The 25,701-nt window shown below is 35.9% G+C and carries 25 protein-coding genes; 3 read left to right on the plus strand and 22 right to left on the minus strand.

Features of this window, described 5'->3' with window-relative positions; all coding sequences use genetic code 11:
- Positions 1–4 precede the first annotated feature (4 nt).
- Genes atpA through atpB form a run of 5 tightly spaced genes read right to left on the minus strand, consistent with a single transcriptional unit; the run spans position 5 to position 4,019 of the window.
- Complete coding sequence (gene atpA / locus WHS63_RS00885) at positions 5–1,591, minus strand: F0F1 ATP synthase subunit alpha (protein WP_445203481.1); 1,587 nt, start codon at positions 1,589–1,591, stop codon at positions 5–7.
- 3 nt (positions 1,592–1,594) lie between these two features.
- Entirely contained in the window at positions 1,595–2,149 is a 555-nt protein-coding gene (atpH, locus tag WHS63_RS00890) for an ATP synthase F1 subunit delta (RefSeq protein ID WP_445203482.1), read from the minus strand.
- A 2-nt stretch (positions 2,150–2,151) separates the two neighbouring features.
- Positions 2,152–2,646 (minus strand): F0F1 ATP synthase subunit B, encoded by a 495-nt coding sequence (gene atpF, locus WHS63_RS00895; RefSeq protein WP_369490669.1) that lies wholly within the window; start codon positions 2,644–2,646, stop codon positions 2,152–2,154.
- Between the two features lie 11 nt (positions 2,647–2,657).
- Positions 2,658–2,915: an ATP synthase F0 subunit C gene (gene atpE, locus WHS63_RS00900; RefSeq protein WP_445203483.1), complete on the minus strand. Its 258-nt coding sequence runs from the start codon at positions 2,913–2,915 to the stop codon at positions 2,658–2,660.
- Positions 2,916–2,933: 18 nt separating this feature from the next.
- Positions 2,934–4,019: a F0F1 ATP synthase subunit A gene (atpB, locus tag WHS63_RS00905; RefSeq protein ID WP_445203484.1), complete on the minus strand. Its 1,086-nt coding sequence runs from the start codon at positions 4,017–4,019 to the stop codon at positions 2,934–2,936.
- Positions 4,020–4,174: 155 nt separating this feature from the next.
- On the opposite strand from atpB, the gene WHS63_RS00910 reads away from it, so the two are divergent.
- Entirely contained in the window at positions 4,175–4,303 is a 129-nt protein-coding gene (locus WHS63_RS00910; protein WP_445203485.1) for a hypothetical protein, read from the plus strand.
- Between the two features lie 76 nt (positions 4,304–4,379).
- Here WHS63_RS00910 and WHS63_RS00915 read toward each other — a convergent pair whose 3' ends face one another.
- The 5 genes from WHS63_RS00915 to WHS63_RS00935 are packed head-to-tail and all read right to left on the minus strand — an operon-like array spanning position 4,380 to position 10,357.
- On the minus strand, positions 4,380–4,760 hold the full coding sequence (locus tag WHS63_RS00915) for a bactofilin family protein (RefSeq protein WP_445203486.1): 381 nt from the start codon (positions 4,758–4,760) through the stop codon (positions 4,380–4,382).
- A 45-nt stretch (positions 4,761–4,805) separates the two neighbouring features.
- Positions 4,806–5,486, minus strand: coding sequence for a rhomboid family intramembrane serine protease (locus WHS63_RS00920; protein ID WP_445203487.1), 681 nt, complete (start codon positions 5,484–5,486; stop codon positions 4,806–4,808).
- On the minus strand, positions 5,479–6,462 hold the full coding sequence (locus WHS63_RS00925) for a hypothetical protein (protein ID WP_445203488.1): 984 nt from the start codon (positions 6,460–6,462) through the stop codon (positions 5,479–5,481). The genes WHS63_RS00920 and WHS63_RS00925 overlap by 8 nt, the downstream gene beginning before the upstream one ends.
- A gap of 32 nt (positions 6,463–6,494) precedes the next feature.
- Complete coding sequence (locus WHS63_RS00930) at positions 6,495–8,132, minus strand: ankyrin repeat domain-containing protein (protein ID WP_445203489.1); 1,638 nt, start codon at positions 8,130–8,132, stop codon at positions 6,495–6,497.
- 5 nt (positions 8,133–8,137) lie between these two features.
- Positions 8,138–10,357 (minus strand): tetratricopeptide repeat protein, encoded by a 2,220-nt coding sequence (locus tag WHS63_RS00935; protein WP_445203490.1) that lies wholly within the window; start codon positions 10,355–10,357, stop codon positions 8,138–8,140.
- 77 nt (positions 10,358–10,434) lie between these two features.
- On the opposite strand from WHS63_RS00935, the gene WHS63_RS00940 reads away from it, so the two are divergent.
- Both WHS63_RS00940 and WHS63_RS00945 read left to right on the plus strand, forming a co-directional pair.
- Complete coding sequence (locus tag WHS63_RS00940; protein ID WP_445203491.1) at positions 10,435–12,828, plus strand: hypothetical protein; 2,394 nt, start codon at positions 10,435–10,437, stop codon at positions 12,826–12,828.
- A 1-nt stretch (position 12,829) separates the two neighbouring features.
- On the plus strand, positions 12,830–13,978 hold the full coding sequence (locus WHS63_RS00945) for a sensor histidine kinase (protein ID WP_445203492.1): 1,149 nt from the start codon (positions 12,830–12,832) through the stop codon (positions 13,976–13,978).
- Here WHS63_RS00945 and yidD read toward each other — a convergent pair.
- The 12 genes from yidD to WHS63_RS01005 form a co-directional block, all read right to left on the minus strand.
- A complete protein-coding gene (yidD, locus tag WHS63_RS00950) occupies positions 13,975–14,235 on the minus strand; it encodes a membrane protein insertion efficiency factor YidD (protein WP_445203493.1) in 261 nt (86 codons plus the stop codon). The genes WHS63_RS00945 and yidD overlap by 4 nt on opposite strands.
- 1 nt (position 14,236) lies before the next feature.
- Positions 14,237–14,617, minus strand: coding sequence for a ribonuclease P protein component (locus WHS63_RS00955; RefSeq protein ID WP_445203494.1), 381 nt, complete (start codon positions 14,615–14,617; stop codon positions 14,237–14,239).
- 36 nt (positions 14,618–14,653) lie between these two features.
- Positions 14,654–15,403: a uroporphyrinogen-III synthase gene (locus WHS63_RS00960; protein WP_445203495.1), complete on the minus strand. Its 750-nt coding sequence runs from the start codon at positions 15,401–15,403 to the stop codon at positions 14,654–14,656.
- A 29-nt stretch (positions 15,404–15,432) separates the two neighbouring features.
- A complete protein-coding gene (locus WHS63_RS00965; protein ID WP_445203496.1) occupies positions 15,433–16,269 on the minus strand; it encodes a DUF4271 domain-containing protein in 837 nt (278 codons plus the stop codon).
- Positions 16,270–16,296: 27 nt separating this feature from the next.
- On the minus strand, positions 16,297–18,093 hold the full coding sequence (gene uvrC / locus WHS63_RS00970) for an excinuclease ABC subunit UvrC (protein ID WP_445203497.1): 1,797 nt from the start codon (positions 18,091–18,093) through the stop codon (positions 16,297–16,299).
- A gap of 5 nt (positions 18,094–18,098) precedes the next feature.
- Positions 18,099–19,718, minus strand: a complete 1,620-nt coding sequence (ade, locus tag WHS63_RS00975) for an adenine deaminase (RefSeq protein ID WP_445203498.1) — start codon at positions 19,716–19,718, stop codon at positions 18,099–18,101.
- 139 nt (positions 19,719–19,857) lie between these two features.
- Positions 19,858–21,714: a tRNA uridine-5-carboxymethylaminomethyl(34) synthesis enzyme MnmG gene (gene mnmG / locus WHS63_RS00980; RefSeq protein WP_445203499.1), complete on the minus strand. Its 1,857-nt coding sequence runs from the start codon at positions 21,712–21,714 to the stop codon at positions 19,858–19,860.
- On the minus strand, positions 21,705–22,142 hold the full coding sequence (ybeY, locus tag WHS63_RS00985) for an rRNA maturation RNase YbeY (RefSeq protein WP_445203500.1): 438 nt from the start codon (positions 22,140–22,142) through the stop codon (positions 21,705–21,707). The genes mnmG and ybeY overlap by 10 nt, the downstream gene beginning before the upstream one ends.
- A complete protein-coding gene (locus WHS63_RS00990) occupies positions 22,142–22,537 on the minus strand; it encodes an ATP-binding protein (protein WP_445203501.1) in 396 nt (131 codons plus the stop codon). Before WHS63_RS00990 ends, ybeY begins: the two co-directional genes overlap by 1 nt.
- A gap of 75 nt (positions 22,538–22,612) precedes the next feature.
- Positions 22,613–23,797, minus strand: coding sequence for a murein hydrolase activator EnvC family protein (locus tag WHS63_RS00995; RefSeq protein ID WP_445203502.1), 1,185 nt, complete (start codon positions 23,795–23,797; stop codon positions 22,613–22,615).
- Entirely contained in the window at positions 23,797–24,234 is a 438-nt protein-coding gene (dut, locus tag WHS63_RS01000; protein ID WP_445203503.1) for a dUTP diphosphatase, read from the minus strand. Before dut ends, WHS63_RS00995 begins: the two co-directional genes overlap by 1 nt.
- Positions 24,225–25,697 (minus strand): lipopolysaccharide biosynthesis protein, encoded by a 1,473-nt coding sequence (locus tag WHS63_RS01005; RefSeq protein ID WP_445203504.1) that lies wholly within the window; start codon positions 25,695–25,697, stop codon positions 24,225–24,227. The genes dut and WHS63_RS01005 overlap by 10 nt, the downstream gene beginning before the upstream one ends.
- Between the last annotated feature and the right edge of the window lie 4 nt (positions 25,698–25,701).

A 25,701-nucleotide genomic window follows, 5' to 3' on the forward strand; every position in this document is an offset into this window, starting at 1 on the left:
AAATTTATTTAAATTCCGTGTAATTTTTTGCAACCTCTTCGGCTAGGTTTGATAGCATATCGGCAATTTGGTCATTAAATTCGCCCTTAGCTATTTGCTCCAGCTCCGCTTTTAGTAAAAGCTGGCAACGCTCCAGGAAATCCTTCTCAAAATCTCGAACCTTTCCTAAGGGGATATTTTTAAGTAAACCTTTTGTTCCGCAGAAAATTATTGCTACCTGGTGTTCAACCGGTAATGGTTGGTATTGTCCCTGTTTAAGTATCTCAACGTTTTTTGCCCCCTTATCCAAAACAGCAAGCGTAGCAGCATCTAAATCGGCGCCAAACTTGGCAAAAGCCTCAAGCTCGCGATACTGAGCCTGATCCAATTTAAGAGTACCAGCAACCTTGCGCATCGATTTTATTTGTGCTTTCCCACCAACACGTGAAACCGAGATACCTACATTGATGGCAGGCCTAATACCGTTGTTAAACAGGTTCGATTCAAGGAATATTTGTCCATCGGTAATTGAAATTACGTTTGTAGGTATATATGCCGACACATCTCCTGCCTGGGTTTCAATGATTGGTAATGCGGTTAGCGAACCTCCTCCTTTAACCAAAGGTTTAAGTGCGGATGGCAAATCGTTCATTTGCGAAGCAATATCGTCGGACTCAATAATTTTTGCTGCACGCTCCAGTAAGCGGGAATGCAGGTAAAAAACGTCACCGGGGTAAGCTTCTCGCCCTGGAGGGCGGCGTAACAAAAGCGACACCTCGCGATAAGAAACAGCTTGCTTTGACAAATCATCATAAACAACTAGAGCATGCCGACCAGTATCCCTAAAATATTCACCAATAGTAGCACCGGCAAATGGTGCATAAAACTGCATGGCTGCAGGATCGGAAGCCGTGGCAACAACAATGGTGGTGTAATCCATTGCTCCGCTATCCTCAAGCGTTTTAGCAATACTTGCTACCGTTGATCCTTTTTGTCCAACAGCAACATAAATGCAGTATACAGGATCGCCCTTTAAGTAGTTGTTCCTTTGGTTTATTATGGTATCTATGGCAATAGCGGTTTTTCCGGTTTGGCGGTCGCCAATAATAAGCTCTCGCTGTCCCCTTCCAATGGGAATCATTGAGTCAATAGCCTTAATACCGGTTTGTAAGGGTTCGGTTACGGGTTGCCTGTATATTACTCCGGGGGCTTTGCGTTCCAGCGGTAAAATAATTGTCTTTCCCGATATTGGTCCTTTACCATCAATTGGTTCGCCAAGAGTATTTACCACTCGGCCCAAAAGTCCATCGCCAACTGGAATTGAGGCAATCTCGCCAAGCTGTTTAACCCTGTCTCCCTCCTTAACCTGTTCGGTGGGTCCCAAAAGAACTATACCAACATTATCCTCTTCAAGGTTAAGGGCAACGCCCTTTACGCCTGATTCAAACTCAACCAGTTCGTTTGACTTTACATTGTTTAGCCCAAAAACACGAGCTATACCATCGCTTACCTGTAAAACAAAGCCAGTCTCCTCAAATCTTGCTTTGGTTTCAATACCAGCAAGTTCATCCTTTATGAGTTGGGTTATTTCGGAAGGTTTTATTCCTGCCATAGCTTACCTGTTATCAAATTTTTTCTCTAGCAAGTTTTTCTTTACAGAGCTAAGTTGCCCCTTTATGCTCGAATCGAAAACCTTACCATTTACAATTAATGTATATCCTGCAATTAACTCAGGTTTAACCTTAACGTCTATTTCACAAACTGAATTTAAGGTATTTGCCACTTTTGCCTTAATCTTTTCCAGTGCTGGGGATGTTAACTCATCGGCCACAAGCAACTCCACGTCAAGAATATTTTTGCTATTAAGGTAAATACGACGAAAAATTAAAAGAACATTGAATAAAATATCAGTTCTGTTCTTTTTAATAATCAAGGCAATAAATTGTTTCAATGTTTTGGGTAAAGTATTTCCGGAAACGCGTTCAATCAGACTAATTTTTTCGTCAGGGGTAAGAGTAATGTCTTCAAGCACTTCGTGCAGTTTCGATTCTTTAGAGAGGATTTCAAGTAAATGACGTATAATGGGATAAATGCTTTCAAGTTCATTGTTTTCCTGACAGAACTCAAAAAGCCCTTTTGCGTAACGCGATGCTATTGATCCGGAACTCATTTTTAGTTTTTAGGTATTTCGTCGAGCAAGCGTTCAATATACTCCTGTTGTTTTTCTTTATCCTTAAGCTGTGCGCGCAAAACTTTTTCGGTTAGGCTTATGGTTAACTCAGCAACAGTGGCATAAAGTTCCTTTTTAGCCGCCTCTTTTTCCAAAAGAATTTGCTCACGGGCCTTGTCGAGCATCTTTTGGGTTTCAATGCGAGCCTGCTCTTTGGCTTCCGCCAGTAGTTTTTCCCTCAAAGCTTTAGTTTCGGCAATTTCGCGTTCGCGTTCTTGCCTAGCCTTTTCGGCCATAAGCTTGCTTTCCTCCTGCAATTTTTCTATCTCAGCACGAGCTTGCTCGGCAAGGCGCATTGAACGAGCTATGCTTTCCTCCCTGCTTTTTAAGGCCTGCAGTATGGGTTTCCATGCAAACTTTTTAAGAATGAAAAGCAGCACCCCAAACGATAGCAAAGCCCAAAATAGTAGGCCGTAGTCGGGTGTAACAAGACCCATAGGTTAAAGTTTTATACAAATAACGCCACAATAAGAATAATAAGGGCAAAAAATGCAACCCCTTCAATAAGCGCAGCCGAAACAATCATATTGGTTCGGATATCGCCTGAGGCTTCAGGCTGACGGGCTATAGACTTTAGAGCCGAAGAGCCTATGCGACCAATGCCCAGTCCTGCGCACAAAACAATTATTGCTGCACCCAATGCAATGCCAAATTTTGCAATTGATGCGCCATCGATTGACTGAAGTAAAATTAGTAATGTATTCATAGTTTTATATTTAAGTTGTTAGTGATGTTCTTCTGTGGCCATTCCTATATATAGGGCTGTTAGCAAAGTAAAAACGTATGCCTGGATAAGGGCAACCAGTAATTCCAGCAACGACATGAATATAAGAAAAATCAGAGAAATGGGTGCAACGGCAAATCCCAACCAAGCTATCATTGAGGAAAAAATGAAAATCAAGCTAAGCAGAACCGTAGCTACCATGTGCCCGGCAAGAATGTTTGCAAACAAACGGACCATTAAAACAAATGGCTTGATGAATACTCCAATAAACTCTACTAGGGGCATGATTGGTATGGGCAACTTCAAAAATGTTGGTATACCCGGAGGGCTAACAATATGTTTCCAGTAATCTTTGTTGGCATGCCGGTTAATTGTAAAAAAAGCAAAAAGCGCAAGAGCCATGGTTACGGATATGTTACCAGTAACATTAGCACCCCCTGGAAATAATGGAATAAGACCCAAAAGATTTGAGAACCATATAAAAAAGAAAAGAGTTAACAAAAAGGGCATGAAAAGGTTATAGCGTTTCTCTCCAATTGAAGGAATTGCAATTTCATCCCGAATAAATATTATAAATGGCTCAAAAACATTTTGTAAACCTTTTGGTGGTGAATCGGGATCTTTCTTATACCTTCGGGCTATGCCAATGAAAATTAAAGCCAACAAAATTGATGTGAATAGTATTGAAAAGGCATTTTTGGTAATGGAAAAGTTATAGGGTAATGGATTGGTTTCGTCAACTTCTCCCCTATTGTTTAGCTCCACAATTTTACCTTTAAGTTTTCCTTCTGTCTCAATCCTGAAACCTTTATAAACTCCATGATCATGATGGAAATTGTTGGAAAGAAATACATGCAAGCCTGTTTTTTTGCTGTAAAGTATTACTGGAAGCGGAATGCTAATATGATGGTGATTTACGGTAAGTATATGCCACTCATACGAATCGCTTACGTGATCAAAGATGAATTCGGCAGTATTAAACCCCTTAGAATCCTTTTTGTGTACTTCATCAGCTTGCGCGCAATTTATGCTTGCGGCAATGAGCAACCATAAAATTAATACCGATAGGTTAATTCTTTTCTTCACTTGTATTCCTATCCTTTACAATAAAATATGTGAAATGCAAAAGTAAAACCAGATACGATATCAAATATACGATAACCAACAGAATTTTGTGACTAAAACCGGCTAAAAAAATTAATAAGACCGCTACAAGGTTTACTAAAAGATTGATTGACTTAATGATAAAATACTTGCTCACATACTTTATCCGGGGCAATACAGACTTTGATGAAATTAAGGAGAAGGCAATAAAACTTAAAGAAGCCGGAATTAAAGGAGTTATCCTTACTAATGTATCGCTGGTATAAAACCATAGAACCAAAAGTAAGGATAACACTATGATTAAAAGAGTAATAGAAAATCTTACTTTAACACCCATTTGATTTATTCTTGCCCTAAAGTAACTTCTTTGCTTTCCATTCCAAGCATATTGCAGTAACCTGTAAACTTGCAACCGGGTTCAATAGCTAGTTTACCTACAGTAATATCGCCATTTATCCGAGCCGATGATTTGAGCGATAATAGCTCATCGACAGTGATTTTACCCTCAACAACACCTGAAATATCTGAGTTTTTGCAAACCAACTCACCTTTTATTTTACCGGTTTCACCAACAACAACTTTGCCTTTAACATTGAGGTTACCAACCAGAGTGCCATCAATACGCAAATCGCCACTACTTTTAATATCGCCATTGATTTCAGTGCCAAATCCAACTAGGTTGATGTTGTTAGCATTAAATTCGGGTTCATTTATTTTTGCCATAGGTAAAAAGTTTAATGTTTAGAATTACAAATATAAAAATTCCGTTTAAAGTTTTTCCTTATCGCTTTCGTCAAAAATTTCACTTTCCCAATATTCTGAAGTTTCTTCAGCATCGTCGGCAGTTTCGCTCATCCAGCTCCAGGTTTGTGGAGGAGGTCCTTGCCTTCGGTAAACAAAAGCGAGTATTGCACCTGTTATTCCTCCAAATAAATGGTATTCCCACGAAATTTGAGGGAATATTGGTAATACGCCCCAAACCAAGCCTCCATAAAGAAAAACAACCAAAAGTGATATTGCCATCAGGTTTATGTTCCTGCGAAAAACTCCACTAAAAAAGATAAACGATGCAATAGCATATATAATACCGCTGCAACCAATATGGTAACTAGCACGAGCAGCAATCCAAACCATCATTCCGCTTAACAACCAGCTTAGGGAAAGAATTTTATACCATAAATCTCTGTAAAAATAAACTAAACCTGCAATTAAAATAAATATTGTTATTGTGTTATTTATTAGATGATAAAAGTCAGAGTGAATTAAAGGAGCGGTGAATATTCCAATTAAGCCTGAAAAACTTCGGGGTTGAAGTCCTAGCCGATATAACGATGTGCCTTCAATTATCTCTACCAGCTTGACTAGCCATATCAAAAGGATAAACAGAAAAGCAATTTGGAGGCTTATCTTGAATCGAGTTCGTTCAATTTTTAGGATAGCATCACTCATTTCTACAGTTATCAATAAATTCTCTTTTGACAAGCTTAGGATCCGACAGGGTATTGTAAAACATATCGATGTACTCTAAAATTTCATTCTTATTCCGAACTGTTAAAAGCGAATCGGCAGTTATGAGATTCATTATTTCAGGTTTCTTCCTTATAAAAAAGTCAATGGTAAAATTCAATTCAAGCATTTGGCGACAATTACCTCGATAGTAGCGTTCTCTAACATTGGTAATTGGAATAATCTCGGGAGGTTTTGTATAGGGGGGATTCACAAATCCGCAAAAATCAAAATCGTAAGGAACTGGTATAACTGAGGTTAAAGAATCGTGGTATAATAATTTTATGTTATGTAGTTTAGGAACTGACCAATCGGTATTGCCAATAAGGTACTGGAACATTGTCATCACGTCAAGAACCGGTCTATAGGTGGCATTTTGAATAATCCCTTGTGTCTCTATCTCTTTAGTGTTTGTTCGCTTTGCCAGCCATTTTACAGGCTCAATTAAAATTCCATAGGTGATGAAATTCTTGTACTTACCAAACCTATCAAGATATACTAACTTAACTAATCGTACCTTAAAGCTATAATCCGAAAGTATGTTATAGATACGGTATGCGTAGTACTCCTTTATTATATGTTGCTGGGCACGTTGGGTGTTCATACAGGGATTAACAAGCTTTATCCTTTGCGATGTGTTAAATATTGGATCGTTAATCTTTTGCGGTTTAATAGCAAGGGGAGGTATTTTGCAGTTTGATTTATCGCGCCGAAAGATTCCTCGTGTCATAGCTTTGGCTGGGAGCGATACTGAGGTATCAGCATAGAGATAGTAAATAATAATGTCGTGATAACGAGCATTTTGGGGATTAACGTCGTTGAATAGTTCTTTTAAATCGCCAATTATTTCTATTTCCAGAATTGATTGTTCTTCAAATAGATTCCCTTGTGCATATGAACTTAAAGTTACTATGCACAAAATAAATATTTGTATTATTTTCCTAATCCTACTCATTTAATTAAGATGCATTGACCATTTATTGAACAACTCCAAAACTTTCGAGTTTCATCAATGAGTAACCCTTGGGGAACAATACCCCTGCGGGCAAAAGGAACATTAATTGGAAATAACATTCCACTATAAAGCGGAGCAATACTATCAACTTCAGTATGACCTATAACCATTTGGTTTGCCCCAAATGTTTTTAACACATAGCTAATTTCACTTTGAGTTGCTTTCGGTATTGTGGGAGTTTGTAGCAAGTAACCCCTGTACCAAAGTAAACCATATTCAGAAAAAATGAGGTTAAGTTCATTAAGAAAAACATCGGGGTCAATTAAAAAAGAATTGTCGGGGTTATACAATTTATCAAGTAGCTGGTTCATTCGTACCAATGGGATATTTTTTTGCGCAAGCTGGTACGATATTCCGGCATGAACAAAGAGGATGCTATCAATTACTATTCCAGCCTTAAAGTTTCGGACCATAGCACCGGGCCAAACGTTTTTGGAAAAAAGATCTGAATAGGATATTTTATTTCCGCGTGTTAAAATCTGATACTTTTCGTGGATATAGCGATTGTCGTTGTTCAATATAATCGTCTCATGGTTTCCCATCAATGTGTAAACCCGCCCACCCGATAGTTCAGCTTGCTCTGTTAGTCGATAAACCAACCAAAGAACTTCAGTAACGCGTTCGCCCCTATCAACCAAATCGCCAATAAAAACTAAATGCCCATCGCCAAAAATCCAGTTTAGATTTTTATCAACTATTGAGTTGCTAAACAGCAACTTCGCTAAGCTGTCATATTCACCATGAACATCGCCAACTGCAAATATTTTAGCTTTTGAATTTATTACCGTCTCTTTTTCGGAATACATACTTGGTTTATTGAAGTTAACGGTGTAATTAATTGAATCAGTAGCATAAAAACCTTTAAAGGAAAAAACACTATTAGTAATCCTAAAGGTTTTTGATTCGACAAAAACTTTTGAATTTATACTGTCATTAACCAGGTAAAACACTCTGGCTCGGCGTTTACTAATTCTCTCAACATGTGGCCCATCGAAACAGGATGGGTAAATTCCTTTGGAGTAAGCCACCATGTAATCACGGAGAAGGTTAGCCGCCTCGGTTTTGCCAAATGATAGGGCGTACTCAAGAGAGTTATAGTTCTGAAAGTTTTGGAAAAAGGGATTTGCCCTAAAGCGCATCAATACTTTAAGGGTGTTTACAGAGCCAACCCTTGCTGCATAAAGTAATGGAGTATTACGTTGAATGTTATAGACATCAACTATTGCTCCGTGGGTCAGCAGGTATTCAGCAATAGTATCCTTATCGTATATTGCACACTGAATTAACGGTGACAGTGTGTTTAACACAATATTTACATTGGCGCCTCTATCAACTAAATACTTTACAAGATTTAAATTTGAGTTAGAAATTGCGAGGGTTAAAAGCGTGTGCGAATTATTAAAATAGGTTTTATTAATACCATTTACTTTAATTAAACCATCTATCTTACTAATGTTGTTTTCATTAATAAAAGTTACAACCAAGGAATCATAACTTGTGTTGTCCTGAGCAAAACCATGAACAAATAAAAAGGTGGTAAATGCAAGAAGATGTAATGCTAATTTAAATTTCATCCTGTTTAAAATTTTATTCCCCAAAGCAATACATCGTCTATTTGCTCATTTCGTTTCATCCATGACAAAAAGGTCTTTTCAAAATGAGAGCATTTTGCAAGGCCATCCATACCTGAGGTCAATACGAGTTGTTCCTTAAACCTTGATCGCATGAACTTTTTATGGTTATCGCCACCCAGCTGATCAAAATATCCATCGGATGTGAGGTATAGCCAATCGCCAGGAGTAAGTTTAATAGATTTAACAGTAAAATTTTTGCTGCTTGCACCAGCCAACTTGGCTCCAAGTGTTACAAAATCGGGTTTAAGCTCTTGAACATCGCCATTTCGTTGCAGGAATAAAGGAATTAATGCGCTGGTATACTCAAGTAGATAGGTTTCCTTATCAAACACACATACAGCAATATCCATGCTATCTTTAAGAATCATTTCGTTTTTGGACTTACTAAGTCGTTTAATTAGTTGATCGTCAATGAATGAAAGAATATCGTCAGTTTTGTAAAGCATGTGTTGGTTTACTGCCTGATTTATTAAATCGATACCAATTATACTCATAAAAGCACCCGGAACGCCATGCCCTGTGCAATCGGCTAAGGCAAAGAATACTTTATTTCCCTTGGGAAGCATCCAGTAAAAATCGCCGCTAACAATATCTTTTGGACGGCTAAAAATAAAAGTATCGGAAAACTGTTTTTTCACAAAACTTATTGGAGGCTGAATAGATTCTTGAATTCGCTCGGCGTATCTAATACTATCGGTAATTTTCTGAATGTAACTTTCAATAATATTATAGGCCTCTTCCAGGTTTTTGTTCTTTTGTTCGATGAAGTCCTTGTTTTTTTCAATTTCTTGCTTTTGCTGCTCAATCTCCTGATTTTTCTCTTCGAGCAATACATTTTTTAGCTCAATTTCCTCGAGCTGCCTTGCAAGTTTTTCGGCAGTTCTTCGCTTATCCCTCAGGGCAAAGTAAATAACCAGCAACATGGCCCCGCTAAGCAAAAGCCCAATCAATAGGACGTAGGTTTGAATTTTAGTTCTAGTAATTTCCCGTTGCTTTAACTCTTGCTGCTGAAGTAATAGCTTAATTTCATTCTCTTTCTTTTCTGTCTCGTATAGTGTTTGGATGGTAGATATGTGCCTGCTATTCTTTTCGTTTAAAACGCTATCCTTGTAACTTGATGATAGTTTAAAGTACTCAAGCGCTTTGCTATATTCATTTTGCTTTTGGTAGTAATCCGATAAAACCTCATATGCTTGCTGATAATGAATTAAACTTTTTATTTCCTTGGCAATACTGAGGCATGCAAAAACGTTTTCGTAGGCACTCCTTTCATTGTTTAATCTTAACTGGGCTCGGGCTAAGTTAATGTAGCTATCGGCGATAAACTTTTTATCGTTGAGCTTTTTATCTATGACAAGCGCCTTAGTGAAATAATCTTGAGCCTTTGATGGAATTCCCGTGTAAAGTTCAATTTTACCTAATGCATTAAAGTTGATAGCTATACCTTTTTGGTTGTTGATTTGGTAATTGATATCAAGCGATTTTGAGTAGTAATCCTTTGCCTTAATAAAATCACCTTTAAATTCGTATACCTCGCCAATATTATTAAAGTTCATAGCTTGGCCAAGCAGGTTTTTTGTTTGCTGGGAGAGGTAGAGGGCTCTCTGAAAGTATTCCAAGGCTTCATCGTAGCGTCCGTTTAGCGAAAAAATGTTGCCAAGGCTATTGCAGGCTACTGAAATATTGAATGTGTCCTTTATCTCTTCGGCTAACTTTAAAGCTTTTAGATGATACTCAGAGGCGTAAGCGTGGTTATCGAGCCGGCGATAAACCACTCCAAGGTTATTGAGCGATTTTGCCTGTTGGTGTTTATCGTCGATTGATTTTGCAAGATCTAACGCATCGTTATGAAACTTTAATGCATTAGCGTAGTTTGAAATGTTTCGGTAAAGCACTCCAAGGGAGGTATATACCTCCATTCGGAGGTAATTGCTTTTGATTGATTCCGCCAAACGCTTAGCCTCAAGCAGGTAATTTTCTGCTAGAACAGGGTTGTTCTCATTTACTTCATAAACCCTGGCTATTTTTTGCAGAATGAGCACACGTAAGCTGTCGTTCGATTCTTGGTATAGTTGAAGCAGCAGGGAGTCGGCATTCTGCGGCTGTGCAACCAAATGCAAACACAGAATGGCATAAACTGGTAATAATATCTTTTTAAACATCATGGCAAAAAAATTCCTTCATTTGGAAAGATAGCATAATTTCGCAACAAATAAAATTACACCCAACTAATAACAAATATATGGCAATATTGGTAAAAATATATCGCCGAATTTTTAGAATCATTATTTTGCTCCTGCTGCTGATGCTTATTCTGGTGCTCACAGGTGCAGGTATTTTATTTTTCAAGCAAGAATACATTATAAACACCCTTAGGGAAAATCTTAACAAGTATCCCGACCTATCCTTAACCTATAGTTCCGTTTCGGTTAATACCCTTAAAACATTTCCAAGGTTTTCATACTCATTTACCGATTTTGTATTAGTAATTAACCTAAACTCTAAATCCGACACCGTTTTAAAAACAGATGATTTTCAGATTAGCATCTCCCCTTTTAAATTGCTAAGAGGTAAAATTGATATTAAAAATATAAGCCTAAGCAATGCAAGAATAAAATGGCAAACCAATTACCCTGAAGAATTTTTCGGTAGCAGTAATAGTAGTTCTGAGAGCTCTGTTGCCGTAATAATTTCGGGGATTAGTCTTAAAAATTTCTATTTTGAATTGTTAGATAGCGTTAGTAAAACAGTGCTAAACTGCTCAGGGAAAAACTTAAACATCAAGTTCAAAACGGAGCATACGAAGTTGCTATTTTCCATTCAAAGCGAGCTGAGTAACACTACCGTTGGTGAATATTTTAAAATTACCAATCAGCATCAGCTAAATTTTGATATTGAAAATAGTGATAATAAGTTGTATATCTATAATTTAGAATCATCAATAAAATCATTACGTATAAACGGTTCGGGTATTTATGACTTTAATAGCCAATTAGCCGCATTCAGGTTTAAATCAAACCGGTTTCAAGCACAAGATCTATCGTACTTGCCGTATCTTGAAAGTTTTGACCAAATAAAGGGTGTAATTACAGCAGATGCATACCTTAGACTATCATCGGGTTTTGAAAAAGTTGATACCTTTCAGGTTAGCTATAATAGCAATAAATTGAAATGGATAGCTAAAAACGAAGAGACAACCATAACCAATTTAGAGGGTTATACTTTACTAACTAACAATTTTTCAAAACACTTCAGCTATATTCCTAAAGCATCTATTGAAAGTAATAACTCAAAAATTAGCTTAAACGCAAAAATAAAAGGGTTCAATAACTTGGTAATTTTAGCTAAGGGTTATGTAAGCCACAATTTAAGAATACAAAACCCTGAAATTGATATTGAAACAACAGGTCAATTTAAAGCATTAATATCGTATGCCCCAAAAACGGAAAGTATTACTCCCCTACTTCTTAAATCCGATCTAGTTTTCGAAAACAAGAAAAACATTTCATTTAATCAGCCTTCGGTTAAAGGAACTATAGCGATTAATAACGATTTAAACATTGCAGGCTATTTTAAATCCGATTCAACCGATATAAACTTTAATATTAATCAAGCCAATTTCCTGGAATCCTATACCCAAAAAAGGTATTCACCAAACATATATCTTTACGGCAATCATATAGATTACAACGATATAGTTCATCTAATTACTGATAGAACTAGCAACACATCTACCAAAGGGGTTGACCTACCAAAAATGTCATTTATGCTCAATTTTAAAAGAGCTACATACAATCGTTTAAAACTTAATAGCCTAAAAGCCAACGGAATAATTAATGGCGACACAATTTCAGCAGATTACTTTACTGCCGATTGCTTTGATGGCAACGTTTCTGGAAGATTTAAATCACATAGCAATTCAGTTCACACAAACCTTTGGGTTAGCAATGTTTCAATTGAAAATGTTTTCAAAAACTTTGATAACTGGGGTCAAAGCTACATTACAGCCGATAATCTTTCGGGACGGTTTAAGGGCATTATGAATATACAATTCAAAAGAAATGATAAAGGCGATGTTGAAATGGGCTCCCTTAAGCTATTCTCCGATGTTCAAGTGGTTCAAGGAAAACTGAAAGGGATGGACAGAATTAAGGAATTGTCCAAATGGCTAAACCTGGACCAGGTAAAGGTTATTGCTTTTGATACCTTGAAAAATAAGATTACTATTGAAAATCGTAAGTTTATTATCCCTAATATGGATATAAAATCCAATGTCTTGCTAATGAATGTTTCGGGGATTCACGATTTTGACAACAGATATGAGTATATTGCTAGGATTAACATAAGTAATTTGTTAAAACGAAAGTTTGTGAAATCCGATCATATTGATTTTCATTCCTCTACCGATGGATCTATTAATTTATACTTGAAACTATTTGGCCAAAACGATAGCTATAAGGTTGAATGGATAAACAAGAAAGGTTTTGAATCCGGTATACACAATACCGTTCAAACCGATAGCGTTTCTATACAAAATAGTCCTCAAATAAAACCTAAGGAAAAAACTGGTGGTAATGCAGGTGTGGGTTACATGCTGGAGTGGGATGAGCAAATCGACACCCTAAAGAACGAGTAAAATGAAAATTCTTAGTCCACAAAATAAGTTTCTGTTAACACTAATAATCGCAGCGGTTACCGTTTCGTTTATTACAATCTACTTTACAAATCGTTTTGTATCGGAACTTAAGCAGGAAGAGCGGCAAAAAATTGACCTATGGGCAAATGCCGTTAAATACATCTCAAACGAAATGGGTTCGTGTGAGGATTTTTCACTGATTTTTGAGATAGTTCAAAACAACCGAACTGTACCCGTAATACTCACCGATGAAACTGGGAAAGTGATTGGTTTTCGAAATATTGAATTACCTGACATCCAGGATACTGTTTATGTTTCGAATCTTCTGAACAAAATGAGGGCTGAACACGATCCAATAACAATTGAATTGCCCGATGGATCAAAAAACTATGTATACTACTTTGATAGTATTACATTAAAAAAACTTAACTACTATCCTTATATTCAACTTATTATAATTGCATTCTTTATAGGAATAGCGTTTTACTCCTATGGTCAGGCACGTAAATCGGAACAGAATTTAATATGGCTCGGGATGGCAAAGGAAACTGCACATCAACTTGGAACTCCTACTTCATCGCTAATGGCTTGCTCATCGCTACTTTCTGAGAAATACCCCAACGACGAAGTGGTGACTGAACTTGAAAAAGATGTGAAAAGAATTGAAACCATAACTAGCCGATTCTCAAAGATTGGCTCATCACCAAGTCTCGATAGCATTGATATAACTAATTTGATTACCGATTCCATTAACTACCAGAGCAAAAGATGCCCAAAGACAATTGCTTTCAACTTCAGCCCCGGCAATCCAATATATGCTAAAGCAAACCATATACTTCTAGGTTGGGTTTTGGAAAATATTCTTAAAAATGCTGTAGATGCTATGCAAGGGAATGGAATTATTAGCATAGAAGCAACTGTTGAAAAAAACAACGTTATTATTGACATACAGGACCAAGGTAAAGGGATTGAAAAGGGGAAGCAAAAAGAAATATTCAGGGCTGGCTACACCACAAAGGAACGCGGTTGGGGGCTAGGGCTAAGTTTAGCAAAGCGTATTGTTGAACAGTACCACTCAGGAAAAATCTTTGTTTTTCGTTCGGAGCCTGGGGTTGGTTCAACATTTAGGATTATTCTCAAAAAAGCCTAGGGTACAGGATCATACCCATGACCACCCCAGGGGTGGCATCGTGAAATTCTCCTAACTGACAACCATAACCCTTTAAAAAAACCATGTTTTTTTAACGCTTCAACACTGTATGCGGAACAGGTAGGGGTAAACCTGCAGCTGTTAGGTAGGTATGGCGATAAAAATATTTGGTAAATCTTTATTAAGAGAATAGGAATGTAGGCCAAAAGCCTAACGGCATTTTTCCATATTATTTTAAGGTACTTAACCAATTTCATTTTACTTAAGATTGGTTAACAGTTTAACAACTGCCGATTCCAATTGTTTAAAAGGAACTACCTCGGCCGAAACATATATAAAAGCCAGGTAAACCCTTTTTCCGCTTTCCCTGAATTGGTCAAGTAAGTTTTGATTAATGCGAAAAGCCTCTCTAAGCCTTCGTTTTGCTAGATTTCTTTTATAGGCTTTTTTTAAATACCTCTTAGGAATTATAAATATTACTTTGTAGTGGGGGTTTTCCTCAATGCCATCGGGTATCTTTTCATCTATTTGGTATATTAACTTGATTGGATAATGGAAACGTGATAACTCCGATTTTAACAGCGAGTTAACCTCGTTTTCCAAATGGATTATATTCTTTTTCCTAAGTTTTTGAGGCATACAAAAAAGGGGGTTAGCATTCCCCCCTCTATTATTTTATTTTTTCTTTGATTGCTCTTTCAAAAAGTGATCTAAGGCTTGTGTCATGCTTTTAAACGCATCGGTTGGGGCTTTAACATCGAGCCTTAAACCCGCATCTTTCACTGCTTTTGCAGTTGTATCGCCAAAGGCGCCAATTGCTATATCGTTCTGCTGAAAATCGGGGAAATTATCGAATAGCGATTTAATTCCATTAGGGCTATAGAATACAATCATATCGTAAGGGAATGGCTTAAGGTCCGACAGATCGCTACTTACAGTTTTATAGAATATCCCTTTGGTATAATTTATCTTGGCTTTTGTTAATGCCTTAGGTATTTCCGGTTTGTGTGGATCGGAAAGTGGCAATAAAAATTTTTCGTCCTTATGCTTAAGGATTATATCCAGTAGATCTTTGAAAGTGTTATCGCCAAAAAAGATTTTACGCTTCCTGTAAACTATGTATTTCTGCAGGTAATGAGCAATTGATTCGGTTATACAGAAATACTTCATGGTTTCAGGAACTGTTACGCGAATTTCTTCACATATCCTGAAAAAATGATCAATGCCAGTTTTACTGGTAAAAATTACAGCAGTATGATCTAGGATATTGATTTTCTGCTGACGGAACTCCTTGGAACTTACCCCCTCAACATGAATAAAAGGGCGGAAATCAAGATGAACCCCATATTTCTCCGACAATTCATTATACGGCGATTTCTCGCTCTGGGGGTCGGGTTGCGAAATAACAATCTTTTTGATTTTCAAGGCCCTATGTTTTTAAAACCAACAAAAACTTAACTCACTCTCAGCAAATACGTTACCCCTAATATTATAGGCAATTCAAGGGCACAAAGGTACAAAATGTAATACAATAATGAAACCCTATGCTTTATAAAGATTTTTACAAAGTAAAAATATCGATATAGTAAAGCGATAATAATCAGTGCAATAGATATATAGATAAATACTATTCGTAAGGGCGACATGGTATAGTTTGCTGCAAGCGATGTAGGTATAAGAAAGAGCATCAAAATTCTCAAATTCAAAGTATTGTGAAAATAGAGATAGTTAACCTGGCTTGCATTATCAGTAGCCAGCAATAAAGTTTTATGTAGTATCCAAATCCAAATTCTGTAAAGTATAAGTGCAAGAGCGGGTAAAGCTAAAGAGAGTAAGGATACCTGCATTGATCCTAAAAATTGCTCGAGTATAATATTAACTACAAATGTTATAGATATTATTGATAGGAAATCCAGTAAACGAGAAAGCTTAATAAAGGGCACGCTATAATCGTTAAGGGTTTTTTCAGCAATAAAATCGTAGAATAGTGATTGAATAAAAACTCTAAGATATTTTGCGTAACCTACTATTATTGATGAAATTATTAGCATTGAAACAATCATGCTAATAAAATAAGCATTCGGAATTAAATGATTTTGGTTAAGGGGTTTAGGTTCAAAGGTGATGTTTGATTTAAATGAACTTGACTTAAAAACATTTGAACAAGAATCGGAAGTTAAAGGAAAATTATCGTGGATAGTATAAAGCTTTCCGGAATCGCACTTCTGGGTTAAATCCAAAAAGTTGTTGTATAAATTATTAGTATTCTGGTTCAATTGAAAGGCTGACATAAATACAGAATATTTTTGCAAAACTACCTATATTTTTTTAAAGAACGACACGATATTGCTGGCTGTTTTTGCCCCAACCTCTTCCGAAAGCTCTTCAAGGGAGGCCTTTTTTATATTTTCTAATGACTTAAAGCGGGTGTAAAGTTTTATAACGCTTCTTTTTCCTACACCAGGTATTGATTCCAAGATCGATGCTTCGTTCTTTTTTTCTCTTTTCTTTCTGTGAAATGTTATTCCAAACCTATGCGCTTCATCGCGAATATTCTGAATTAGCTTAAGGGACATTGAACGTTTATCGAGGTACAAGGGAGTTGAATCGCCGGGTCGGTAAATTTCTTCAAGTCGTTTTGCTATACCAATTATGGGGATATGCTCGATATGCAAATCTTTAAGGGTTTCATAGGCAGAACTTAGTTGTCCTTTACCACCATCAACGACAATTAAATTTGGCAAACTCTTATTCTCTTCAATTAACCTTTTATATCTTCGGTAAACAACCTCACGCATGGAAGCAAAATCGTCAGGACCAGTAACCGTTTTTACATTAAAATGCCTATACTCACTTTTAGCGGGTTTTCCATTCTTAAACACAACACAGGCCGAAACCGGATTAGTACCTTGTAGGTTCGAATTATCAAAGCATTCAATAACCATTGGAAGTTCCGGTAGTTGTAAATCCTTCTTTAACTGCTCAAGGTATTTTAGGGCACGGGTTTGAGGATTTGCCCGTTCGTCACTTTTAATTAATTCCTTTATGTAGGCTTCAGCATTTCGTAGGCTAAGCTTTAAAAGCTTAAGCTTTTCTCCTTGTTTTGGGATGTGATACTTTATATTGGACAGCTGGTATGCAGGGTTAATATTTACAAGAAAAGTAGTAGATTTTAGGTTAAGCCTCTCCTTAATCTCTAGTATTGCCTGTGAAAAGATATCATCAATAGACTCATCAACAATATTTTTGATTTGTAAATTATACGATTGAACCACCACGCCACTGTTTACCTTTAAGTAGTTAACAACAGCAAAACCTTCGCTCTCTTGAATTGTAAAAATATCAGCAGTGTTTATTCCCTTTGATATTACAGAACTTTTGGCCTGGAAATTTTGTAACAGTCTAAGCCGTTCCTTAAGCAATGCAGCCTGCTCAAATTTTAGCTCCTGAGCGGCTTTGTTCATTTCGGCTGTTATCAGGCGGAGCACCTCGTTAAGGTCACCTTCAAGAATTTTTTTTATAGCATTAATGTTGATTAAATAATCGTTTTCCTTTTGATTTCCGATACAAGGCGCTAAACAATTTCCAATCTGATACTCTAAGCAAGCTTTAAATTTTCCAGAGGCAATATTACTTTGAGTTAAGTTTAGCTCACAGGTACGAATGGGAAAAAGTTGCCGAATTAAATCAAGTAATGCTTTAAGTAAACGACCCGATGTATATGGTCCATAATATATTGATCCATCGTTCTCGTATCGACGTGTGGTTGTTACACGGGGAAAAGGCTCGTTTTTAATTACAATCCATGGGTAGGTTTTATCATCGCGCAAAAGAATGTTATACTTGGGCTGATGTTTTTTTATAAGTATATTCTCGAGTATGAGCGCATCGGATTCCGAGTTTACTACAATATACTTTAAATCGGCCACCCTTGAAACCAACGCCCTTACCTTTGCAGAGTCGTACTGGGAGCGGTTAAAATACGACGATACTCGTTTTCGAAGGTTTTTGGCCTTGCCAATATAAATTATTTTGCCTGTTGAGTCGAAAAATTGGTAAACCCCAGGCAGATCGGGTAAAGATGATAAAAATGATATGCTCGAAAGGTTTTCCATTTACATCATTCCGCAAAAATGGAGGTTAGGCTAAACCTATCAACATCAAATAGTCCTGCTGGAGTTAATTTTAAATGCGGTATTACCGATAGCGACATAAATGCCATGGTCATAAATGGCGCATGGAGCTTACATCCATCGGCCTTTAATTTTTTGTTAATCAGTGAGTACTCCTTAGCAGCATCGCTTACATCAACATTTGTCATTAAACCAAAAAACGGCAAGGCCAAACCCATAGTCTCATTTCCATCATAGTAGCATATTCCTCCCCGACTTTTAATTATATAATCAATGGCTCGCACTATGCTGTCGTCGTTTGCGCCTATGGCGACAATATGATGACTATCGTGGGCAATACTTGCTGCAATGGCTCCTTTCCTCATTCCAAAACCATTGATAAGCCCAATCCCTATATTGTTTGGGTTGTATCGACTTAGCACAACAATTTTTAGAATATCTTTATCAAAATCGTAGCCAGAACCAGGTACAGAGGTTTTTAAAGTTTTGGTGATCAACTCGCCTTCAATCACTTTAATAACCTTAACCGGTTTGCCAGAAGGAAAATCTAGTTTGATTTTATGATGATCAAAGTGATTTGGAAAGCTAAACAATGGGGGTTCAGCGGCATAATCTTCCTCAAAATTGGTTACATTAACACCTTTAATATAGGTAGATAATACATTAAAGTCCTTTAGGTTGTCAACTACTATAAAATCGGCAGGTTGGCCCAGCTGCAACAATCCAACATTTAACCTATAGTGGTTAACGGGGTTAACCGAAGCAACCTGCAGCACATCAAAAATATCATATCCTAGCGCAATAGCTTTGCGCACATGCTTATTTATATGCCCGCCCATTAACTCATCGGGGTGACAATCGTCAGTGCAGAACATAGCCATACTTGGGTTTTGTCCAATTATTGGGTGTAGGGCATCAAAATTTTTAGCGGCACTACCCTCCCGAATCAGAACCTTCATCCCAAGTTCAATTTTTTTCTTAGCCTCTTCAAGGGTAAAGCATTCGTGGTCGGTAGTAATACCGGCTGAAACATATTTTGCAAGATTTTCACCGCTCAATCCCGGAGCATGACCGTCAATGGGCTTATTCCTTGCTTTGGCTTCACTTAGTATTGAATGAACATCAGTATTACCATTAATAACTCCGGGAAAATTCATCATTTCGGCAAGGTGGGTAACCTCAGGCAAGTCTAACAGTTTTGCAACCTCTCTAGGAGTAAAGGGTTCAAAACACTCATCCACGGGCGAAGCTGGCACACACGATGGCGCTCCAAAAAAGAATTTCAGCTTGGATTGCCTTGAATTCTCTATCATAAAGCGCACCCCTTCAATCCCTGCTACATTTGCCACTTCGTGAGGATCGGCAACCACTGCCACGGTTCCATTTTTAATTGCAGCCTGGGCAAACCTAGTAGGCACAAGCAATGAACTTTCAATATGCACATGCGAATCGACAAATCCAGGAATTATATAAACATTTTCATCGTCCAAGGATTCATCTATTTGGGTAATTACACCATCCTGTATGTATATTTTGGCGCTTACAATTCTGCGACCGATAGGGTCAACCAGTTTTCCCGATATTGAATTCGAACTCTTCATGAACATCCAATTAATGTTTTACTTAAACTTTTTGTTAAAGTGTTCCACGTGGAACACTTTAATGAATTATCTTAATACACTAATATTTATATACTTATTTTTGGAAATATTTACGTTAAAATATAAAATTGTTCCACGTGGAACATCACCTTCCAAAGTATACCAATAATACATTAATATCGCTAGGCGAAATTCCGGGTATTCGTTTTGCCTGAGCAATAGTTTTGGGTTTTATGCGTGTTAGCTTTATCCGGGCTTCGGTGCTTAATGAGTTAAGCTGATTAAAATCGAAATCGTCGGGTATTTTAATATGTTCCAATCGATTTATTTTTTCTGCAATTAGTTTTTCTTTTTCAATGTAGCCACTATACTTAATTTTTATTTCTGCTCCGTTAATGGCTTCATAATCGTATGAATCTATATTTATATTTAGGTGTTCAAGTGTTGGTTTTAGCGATATTTCCGGCCGTAAAACGATATCGTAGAGCTTTCTTTTTTGTGTAATTTTTGCAGAATTATTTAAGGTAAGGTATTGGTTTATTTCGGTAGGCGATACAGAATATTCTTTAACGAGTTGATTCAGTTCCTCAATGCTTTTAATCTTATTTTCCAGCCGTTTTACATCGTTTTCGTCTACCATATTATACTTTGCTGCAATTGGCGTTAACCTTTCATCGGCATTGTCTTGACGAATTAGTATGCGGTATTCGGCTCTGCTTGTAAACATTCTGTAGGGTTCATCAACACCTTTTGTTACCAAATCATCAATCAACACTCCGATGTACGCTTCGTCTCTGTTGAGTTGAAAATTGTCATTTATATCGTTTGCCTTAAGGTGCGCATTAGCTCCTGCAATTAAGCCCTGACCTGCTGCTTCCTCGTATCCTGTTGTACCATTAATTTGACCAGCAAAAAACAAGTTCTGAACTATTTTAGTTTCCAATGTATGTTTTAGCTGTGTTGGATCAAAATAATCGTATTCAATTGCATAGCCAGGTCGAAGAATATGAACATTCTCAAAACCGGGAATTGATTTTAAAGCTTTGTACTGGATATCAACTGGTAGCGATGACGAAAAACCATTTAAGTACATTTCATAAGTAAAAACACCTTCAGGCTCTAAAAAAAGTTGGTGTGATGTTTTTTCGGCAAAGGTATGTACTTTGTCCTCAATGCTTGGGCAGTAACGAGGTCCTATGCCTTTTATTTTGCCAGTAAATAGGGGCGATTGATCAAAGCCCTCGCGTAAAATATTATGTACAACTTGATTTGTGTTAACTATGTAGCAATGCTTGCGCGGTAGTTTTGAAAAATAATCGGGATTAAATGAAAATTTGGATATTTCCTGTGATTCTTGTATAGTAAGCTTACTATAATTAACGGTTCTACCATCAATTCTTACCGGTGTTCCTGTTTTCATTCTCCCAGTTGTGAAACCAAGTTGAACTAAACGCTCGGTTAAGCCATGTGAATTTAATTCGCCTATTCGTCCACCAGTAAAGTTGACGTTTCCAATGTGTATCTTACCGTTTAAAAAGGTTCCATTTGTTAAAACAACAGCCTTACACTTAACAGTTTGATTCGTCTTAGTAATTATACCCTCTACTCTGTTTTCCTTTACAATTAAATCAATTACTTCATCCTGCCATAAATACAGATTAGGGAGCGATTCAAGATATTTTCGCCATTCAATTGAAAAGAGCATTCTGTCGGCTTGAGCACGTGGACTCCACATGGCTGGGCCTTTGCTTTGGTTAAGCATTCTGAAATGTAGGGTTGTGAGGTCAGTGACTTTTGCTGTATATCCACCAAGTGCATCAATTTCTCTAACAATCTGACCTTTTGCAATTCCTCCAATAGCAGGATTACAGCTCATTTGAGCTAACTTAGTAAGGTCCATTGAAACTAAAAGTGTCCGGGAGCCCATTTTTGCAGCAATAGCAGCTGCTTCACACCCTGCATGTCCTCCTCCAACAACAACAACATCAAAGGCTAATTCCATTTTGAGTAGAAAATTTTTAAAGCCCAGTTCTCCTTTTCCCTAATTTCCTTCGTTTGTTTCTCAGTAGAATCGTCAAATCCAAGCAAATGTAATATTCCGTGAACAATTACCCTGTGTAACTCATTTTCGAATGTAACATTGTAATCCTTGGCATTAGACTTTACGGTATCGACTGAAATAACAATATCACCAGAAATTGAATTTTCTGTACAGTAGTTGAAAGTTATTATATCAGTATAATAGTTATGATCTAAATACTTTTTATTGATTTCAAGTATTTCAGAATCGTCAGTAAAATAGAAGTTAATATCGCCAACTGATTTCTTAAACTCTTTTTCAATAATATAAATTATCCACTTTTTTATATTGTTTTTATTGGATATCCTATTTGAGATGGATGGTGTTTTATATGAAAAAAAAATAGCCATTAAATGTTAAAAGTCATTTTTACTGTTGTTCCGTTGTTCTCAAAAGCAATTTCATCAGACAACTTTTTCATAAGAAACACACCACGGCCCGAAATGTTTTCAATGTTTTCCGGAATAGTTGGATCTGGAATAGTATTTGGATCGAAACCCTTACCCTGGTCAGAAATGGTTATGCATACTTTAGTATCGCATATTTTTATATTTACCTTAACCACTTTTTTATCGTCAAGCTTATTGCCATGAACAATAGCATTATTTACACCCTCGATAGCAGCAATTAATATTTTTCCATACACATCGGGTGTTAAAGTAAGTTTTTCTGTTATTTCATCAATAGTTTTTTCGATTAAACTAATTTGCTCTAACTTGCTTGGAATTGTAATTGTTCGTTCCATGGCTTTTAGGTTGTAATTTTTTTATACTATATTTTTTAGTAAAGGTTACGCAAAATTATGAAAAAAATGATTTTACTAAAATTTCAACCAGTCTAACGGATTTTCAGGCTCCTTTTCATTCCATATCTCAAAGTGTAAAACAAGTGTATTATCGGCTTGTTTCATTACACTCCCCAAATTATCGCCAGCATTTACAAGCTGTCCTACTTTTACACTTACTTCACTAAGATTAGAGTAAACGCTTAAATATTCACCATGTCGAATAATAATAGCCCTTCCCCCATATGGAACATTAAATATTTTTTTAACCTCACCTCTGTGAATTGCTTGAACCGCTGAAGTATTGTTAAGTATTAAATCGATTCCGTTATTCTTTACTTTTACATTTTTAAGTATTGGGTGATTGCTTTCACCAAAGTAGTTTAAAACGTTGCTATTTAATGCAGGTGGTGGTAATTTTCCTTTGTTTTCCTTGAAAATATTACTTAACTCATTATATCTCTTAGTATTTTCTTTATTCATAGATTTTAGAGCTCTAGCATTCTCTTCAATTATTCTTTTAATTTCGTTATCAATTAATGCTAATGCTTTTTTTTGATTTGAAATTTCTTTTGTTAACTCAATTTTCTTTTTTTCTAAATCCTTTTTAGTTGCTTCTAATTCATTTTTTTCTTTATTTAGAGCAGATATAGTTTTTTGGTATTCATTTTCCTTAAGTTTTAGTTCTTTTAAAAAAAGTACATAATTTGACCTCTTCTGTTCTAATTCAATCTTATTTTCATTAAGTAATGATATTTGTTGATTGAAATAATTAACAAGATTTTTATACATTTTAAGTCGGGTATAAGTTTGATTTATACTACTTGATGAAAGTAGAAGTATTAATAAATCATTTTTCCTCTTTAACTTTTTAAAGTATGATTTATAAATTCTAATTAATTCATTTCTTCGAGTATCTATAAGAATTGATAAACTGTCAACTTGCGAGGTAGTTTCAGTTAAGTTTTTTGAAATTTCTGTTATTTGACTTTTTATATTTATAAGCAACCTGTTTTGTAATTCGATAGATTTTAATTTTAATGTTAACTCGTTAATTGTAGCTTTTTTTGATTTATTAATTATATCGATTTGTTTATTGTTTTCGTCTATCTGTTTTAGTATTTCCTTTTTTTGATTATTCAAAACATCTATTTTATTCTGTGAAAAGATAAAATTCACAGAAAAAAGAAAAACTAATACTGAATTTATTAGAATTTTCATTATTTATGACCAGTTGATCCAAAACCGCCAGCACCCCTGTCGGTTTCAGAAATTTTGTTTACGTTTTCAAAAGATACTTTTTCATACCTTGTAAAAACCATCTGACAAATCCTTTCGCCTGGTTCAATTGTAACAATATCATTGCTTAAATTTACAACTATTACTCCAATTTCGCCACGGTAATCGGAATCGATGGTGCCAGGAGTGTTTAGTATTGATAAACCTTTTTTTAAAGCCATACCGCTCCTAGGGCGAATCTGTGCTTCAATACCAACAGGTAATTCTATAAAAAGTCCTGTAGGTATTAATTTTCTTTCTAATGGCTTTAAATTTATTGGCTCATCGATAAATGCTTTTAAATCGACACCGCTGGAATGCTCAGTAGCATATGTAGGGTTATCGAACGTTGATTTGTTCAGAATTTTAACTATCTCCATAAAGTAATTTTTATGTTTTCTTTCTTAATGAATTCGTAAATAAATATTCCAATTAAAATATTTGCTGTTAATAGCGAAAAATAAGGTTTTAAGAATACCAATAATAAAGTTCCAGATAAAGTAATGAATAATATAAAAATAAGATAAAATTTTATGTTTTTAGTTTCGAACGAAACAAAACCAGATGTTCTTCCATCGCTATAACTCATAAGAGTCATAGTTACATATGTGATTAAACGGCTAAGAGCGGCACCATAAATGCCAATTATTGGAATAAGAATTATATTAGAAATTATAGTTATAACTGATCCAATAACAGTGTACTTTAAACCATATATTGTTTTATCAGCTAGTTTATACCAAAAGGAAAGGTTAAAGAATAGACCATAAAAAATATTTGCTAAAAGTAATATTGGTACTATATACAGCGACTCACGATAATTTTTGCCAATAAAAAACTTTAGTATTGGTAAATTAAAAGTTATTATGAGTGATATAACAATTGAAAAGATTAGAAAATACTTAAATGATTTTCCAAAAAGTTTATTGTGGTCTTGACTTCCGGAAGATTTAAAGAAAAAAGGCTCAGCAGCAAAACGATACATTTGTACGAAAAGTACTAAAAGAACAGCCAGTTTAACACAGGCACCATATATCCCTAATTGGTAAAGCGAGTCGACACTTTTAGGTAATAAGTACTTTATAAAAAGTCTATCGAAAGCCTCGTTGGTAGTACCGGATAATCCTGCTAATAAAATAGGGAAAGAATACCAAATAAGTTCCTTCATCAAACTTTTATCGATTCTAATTTTTGGGAAACCAGTAAAATATGTAACCAATACAAAAACAACAACATTTTGAATAAAGTTAGATAGAAATACATAAAATAAAGGATCGATATGAGGGAATAAATTTTTTAAGTATGAGGGTTTAAGAACCAGGTAAAAAATAATATTTAACAATACATTTATAGCAACACCGGTAATTTTTATAAACGAAAATACAAGAGGTCTATTCTGGTTACGAAGTTTGGCAAAAGGTAAAGCGGTAATGGAATCTAGCGATACGATTGCTGCAGTAGTGATAATGTAAATGGGTAAATACCCAGATCCTAATAAACTTGAAACTGATCCAGAAAAAAGGTAAGCAGCAATGAAAAAAAAGGAAGAAAGTGAAAGAATAAAGGTAAAGGCATTAGAGTAAACTCTTTCGTCATCCTTATACTTATTTACAAAACGGAAATAGCCAGTTTCCAAACCAAAGGTCAAGAATATTAGTAAAAAACTAATGTAAGCGTAAAATTCAGTAATTACGCCGTACTGCCTAGGGTCGGTTAAAACGTTAGTGTGTATAGGAACAAGCAGGTAGTTTAATAAACGAGGGACAATGGTACTTAATCCATAGATAATTGATTGTGAATAAAGTTGTTTTAGGGATGACATTTTTCCAAGTATGAATGTCAAAAGT

Origin of the sequence: Tenuifilum sp. (genome assembly GCF_037481895.1) — a bacterium.
GTDB classification, from domain to species: domain Bacteria; phylum Bacteroidota; class Bacteroidia; order Bacteroidales; family Tenuifilaceae; genus Tenuifilum; species Tenuifilum osseticum.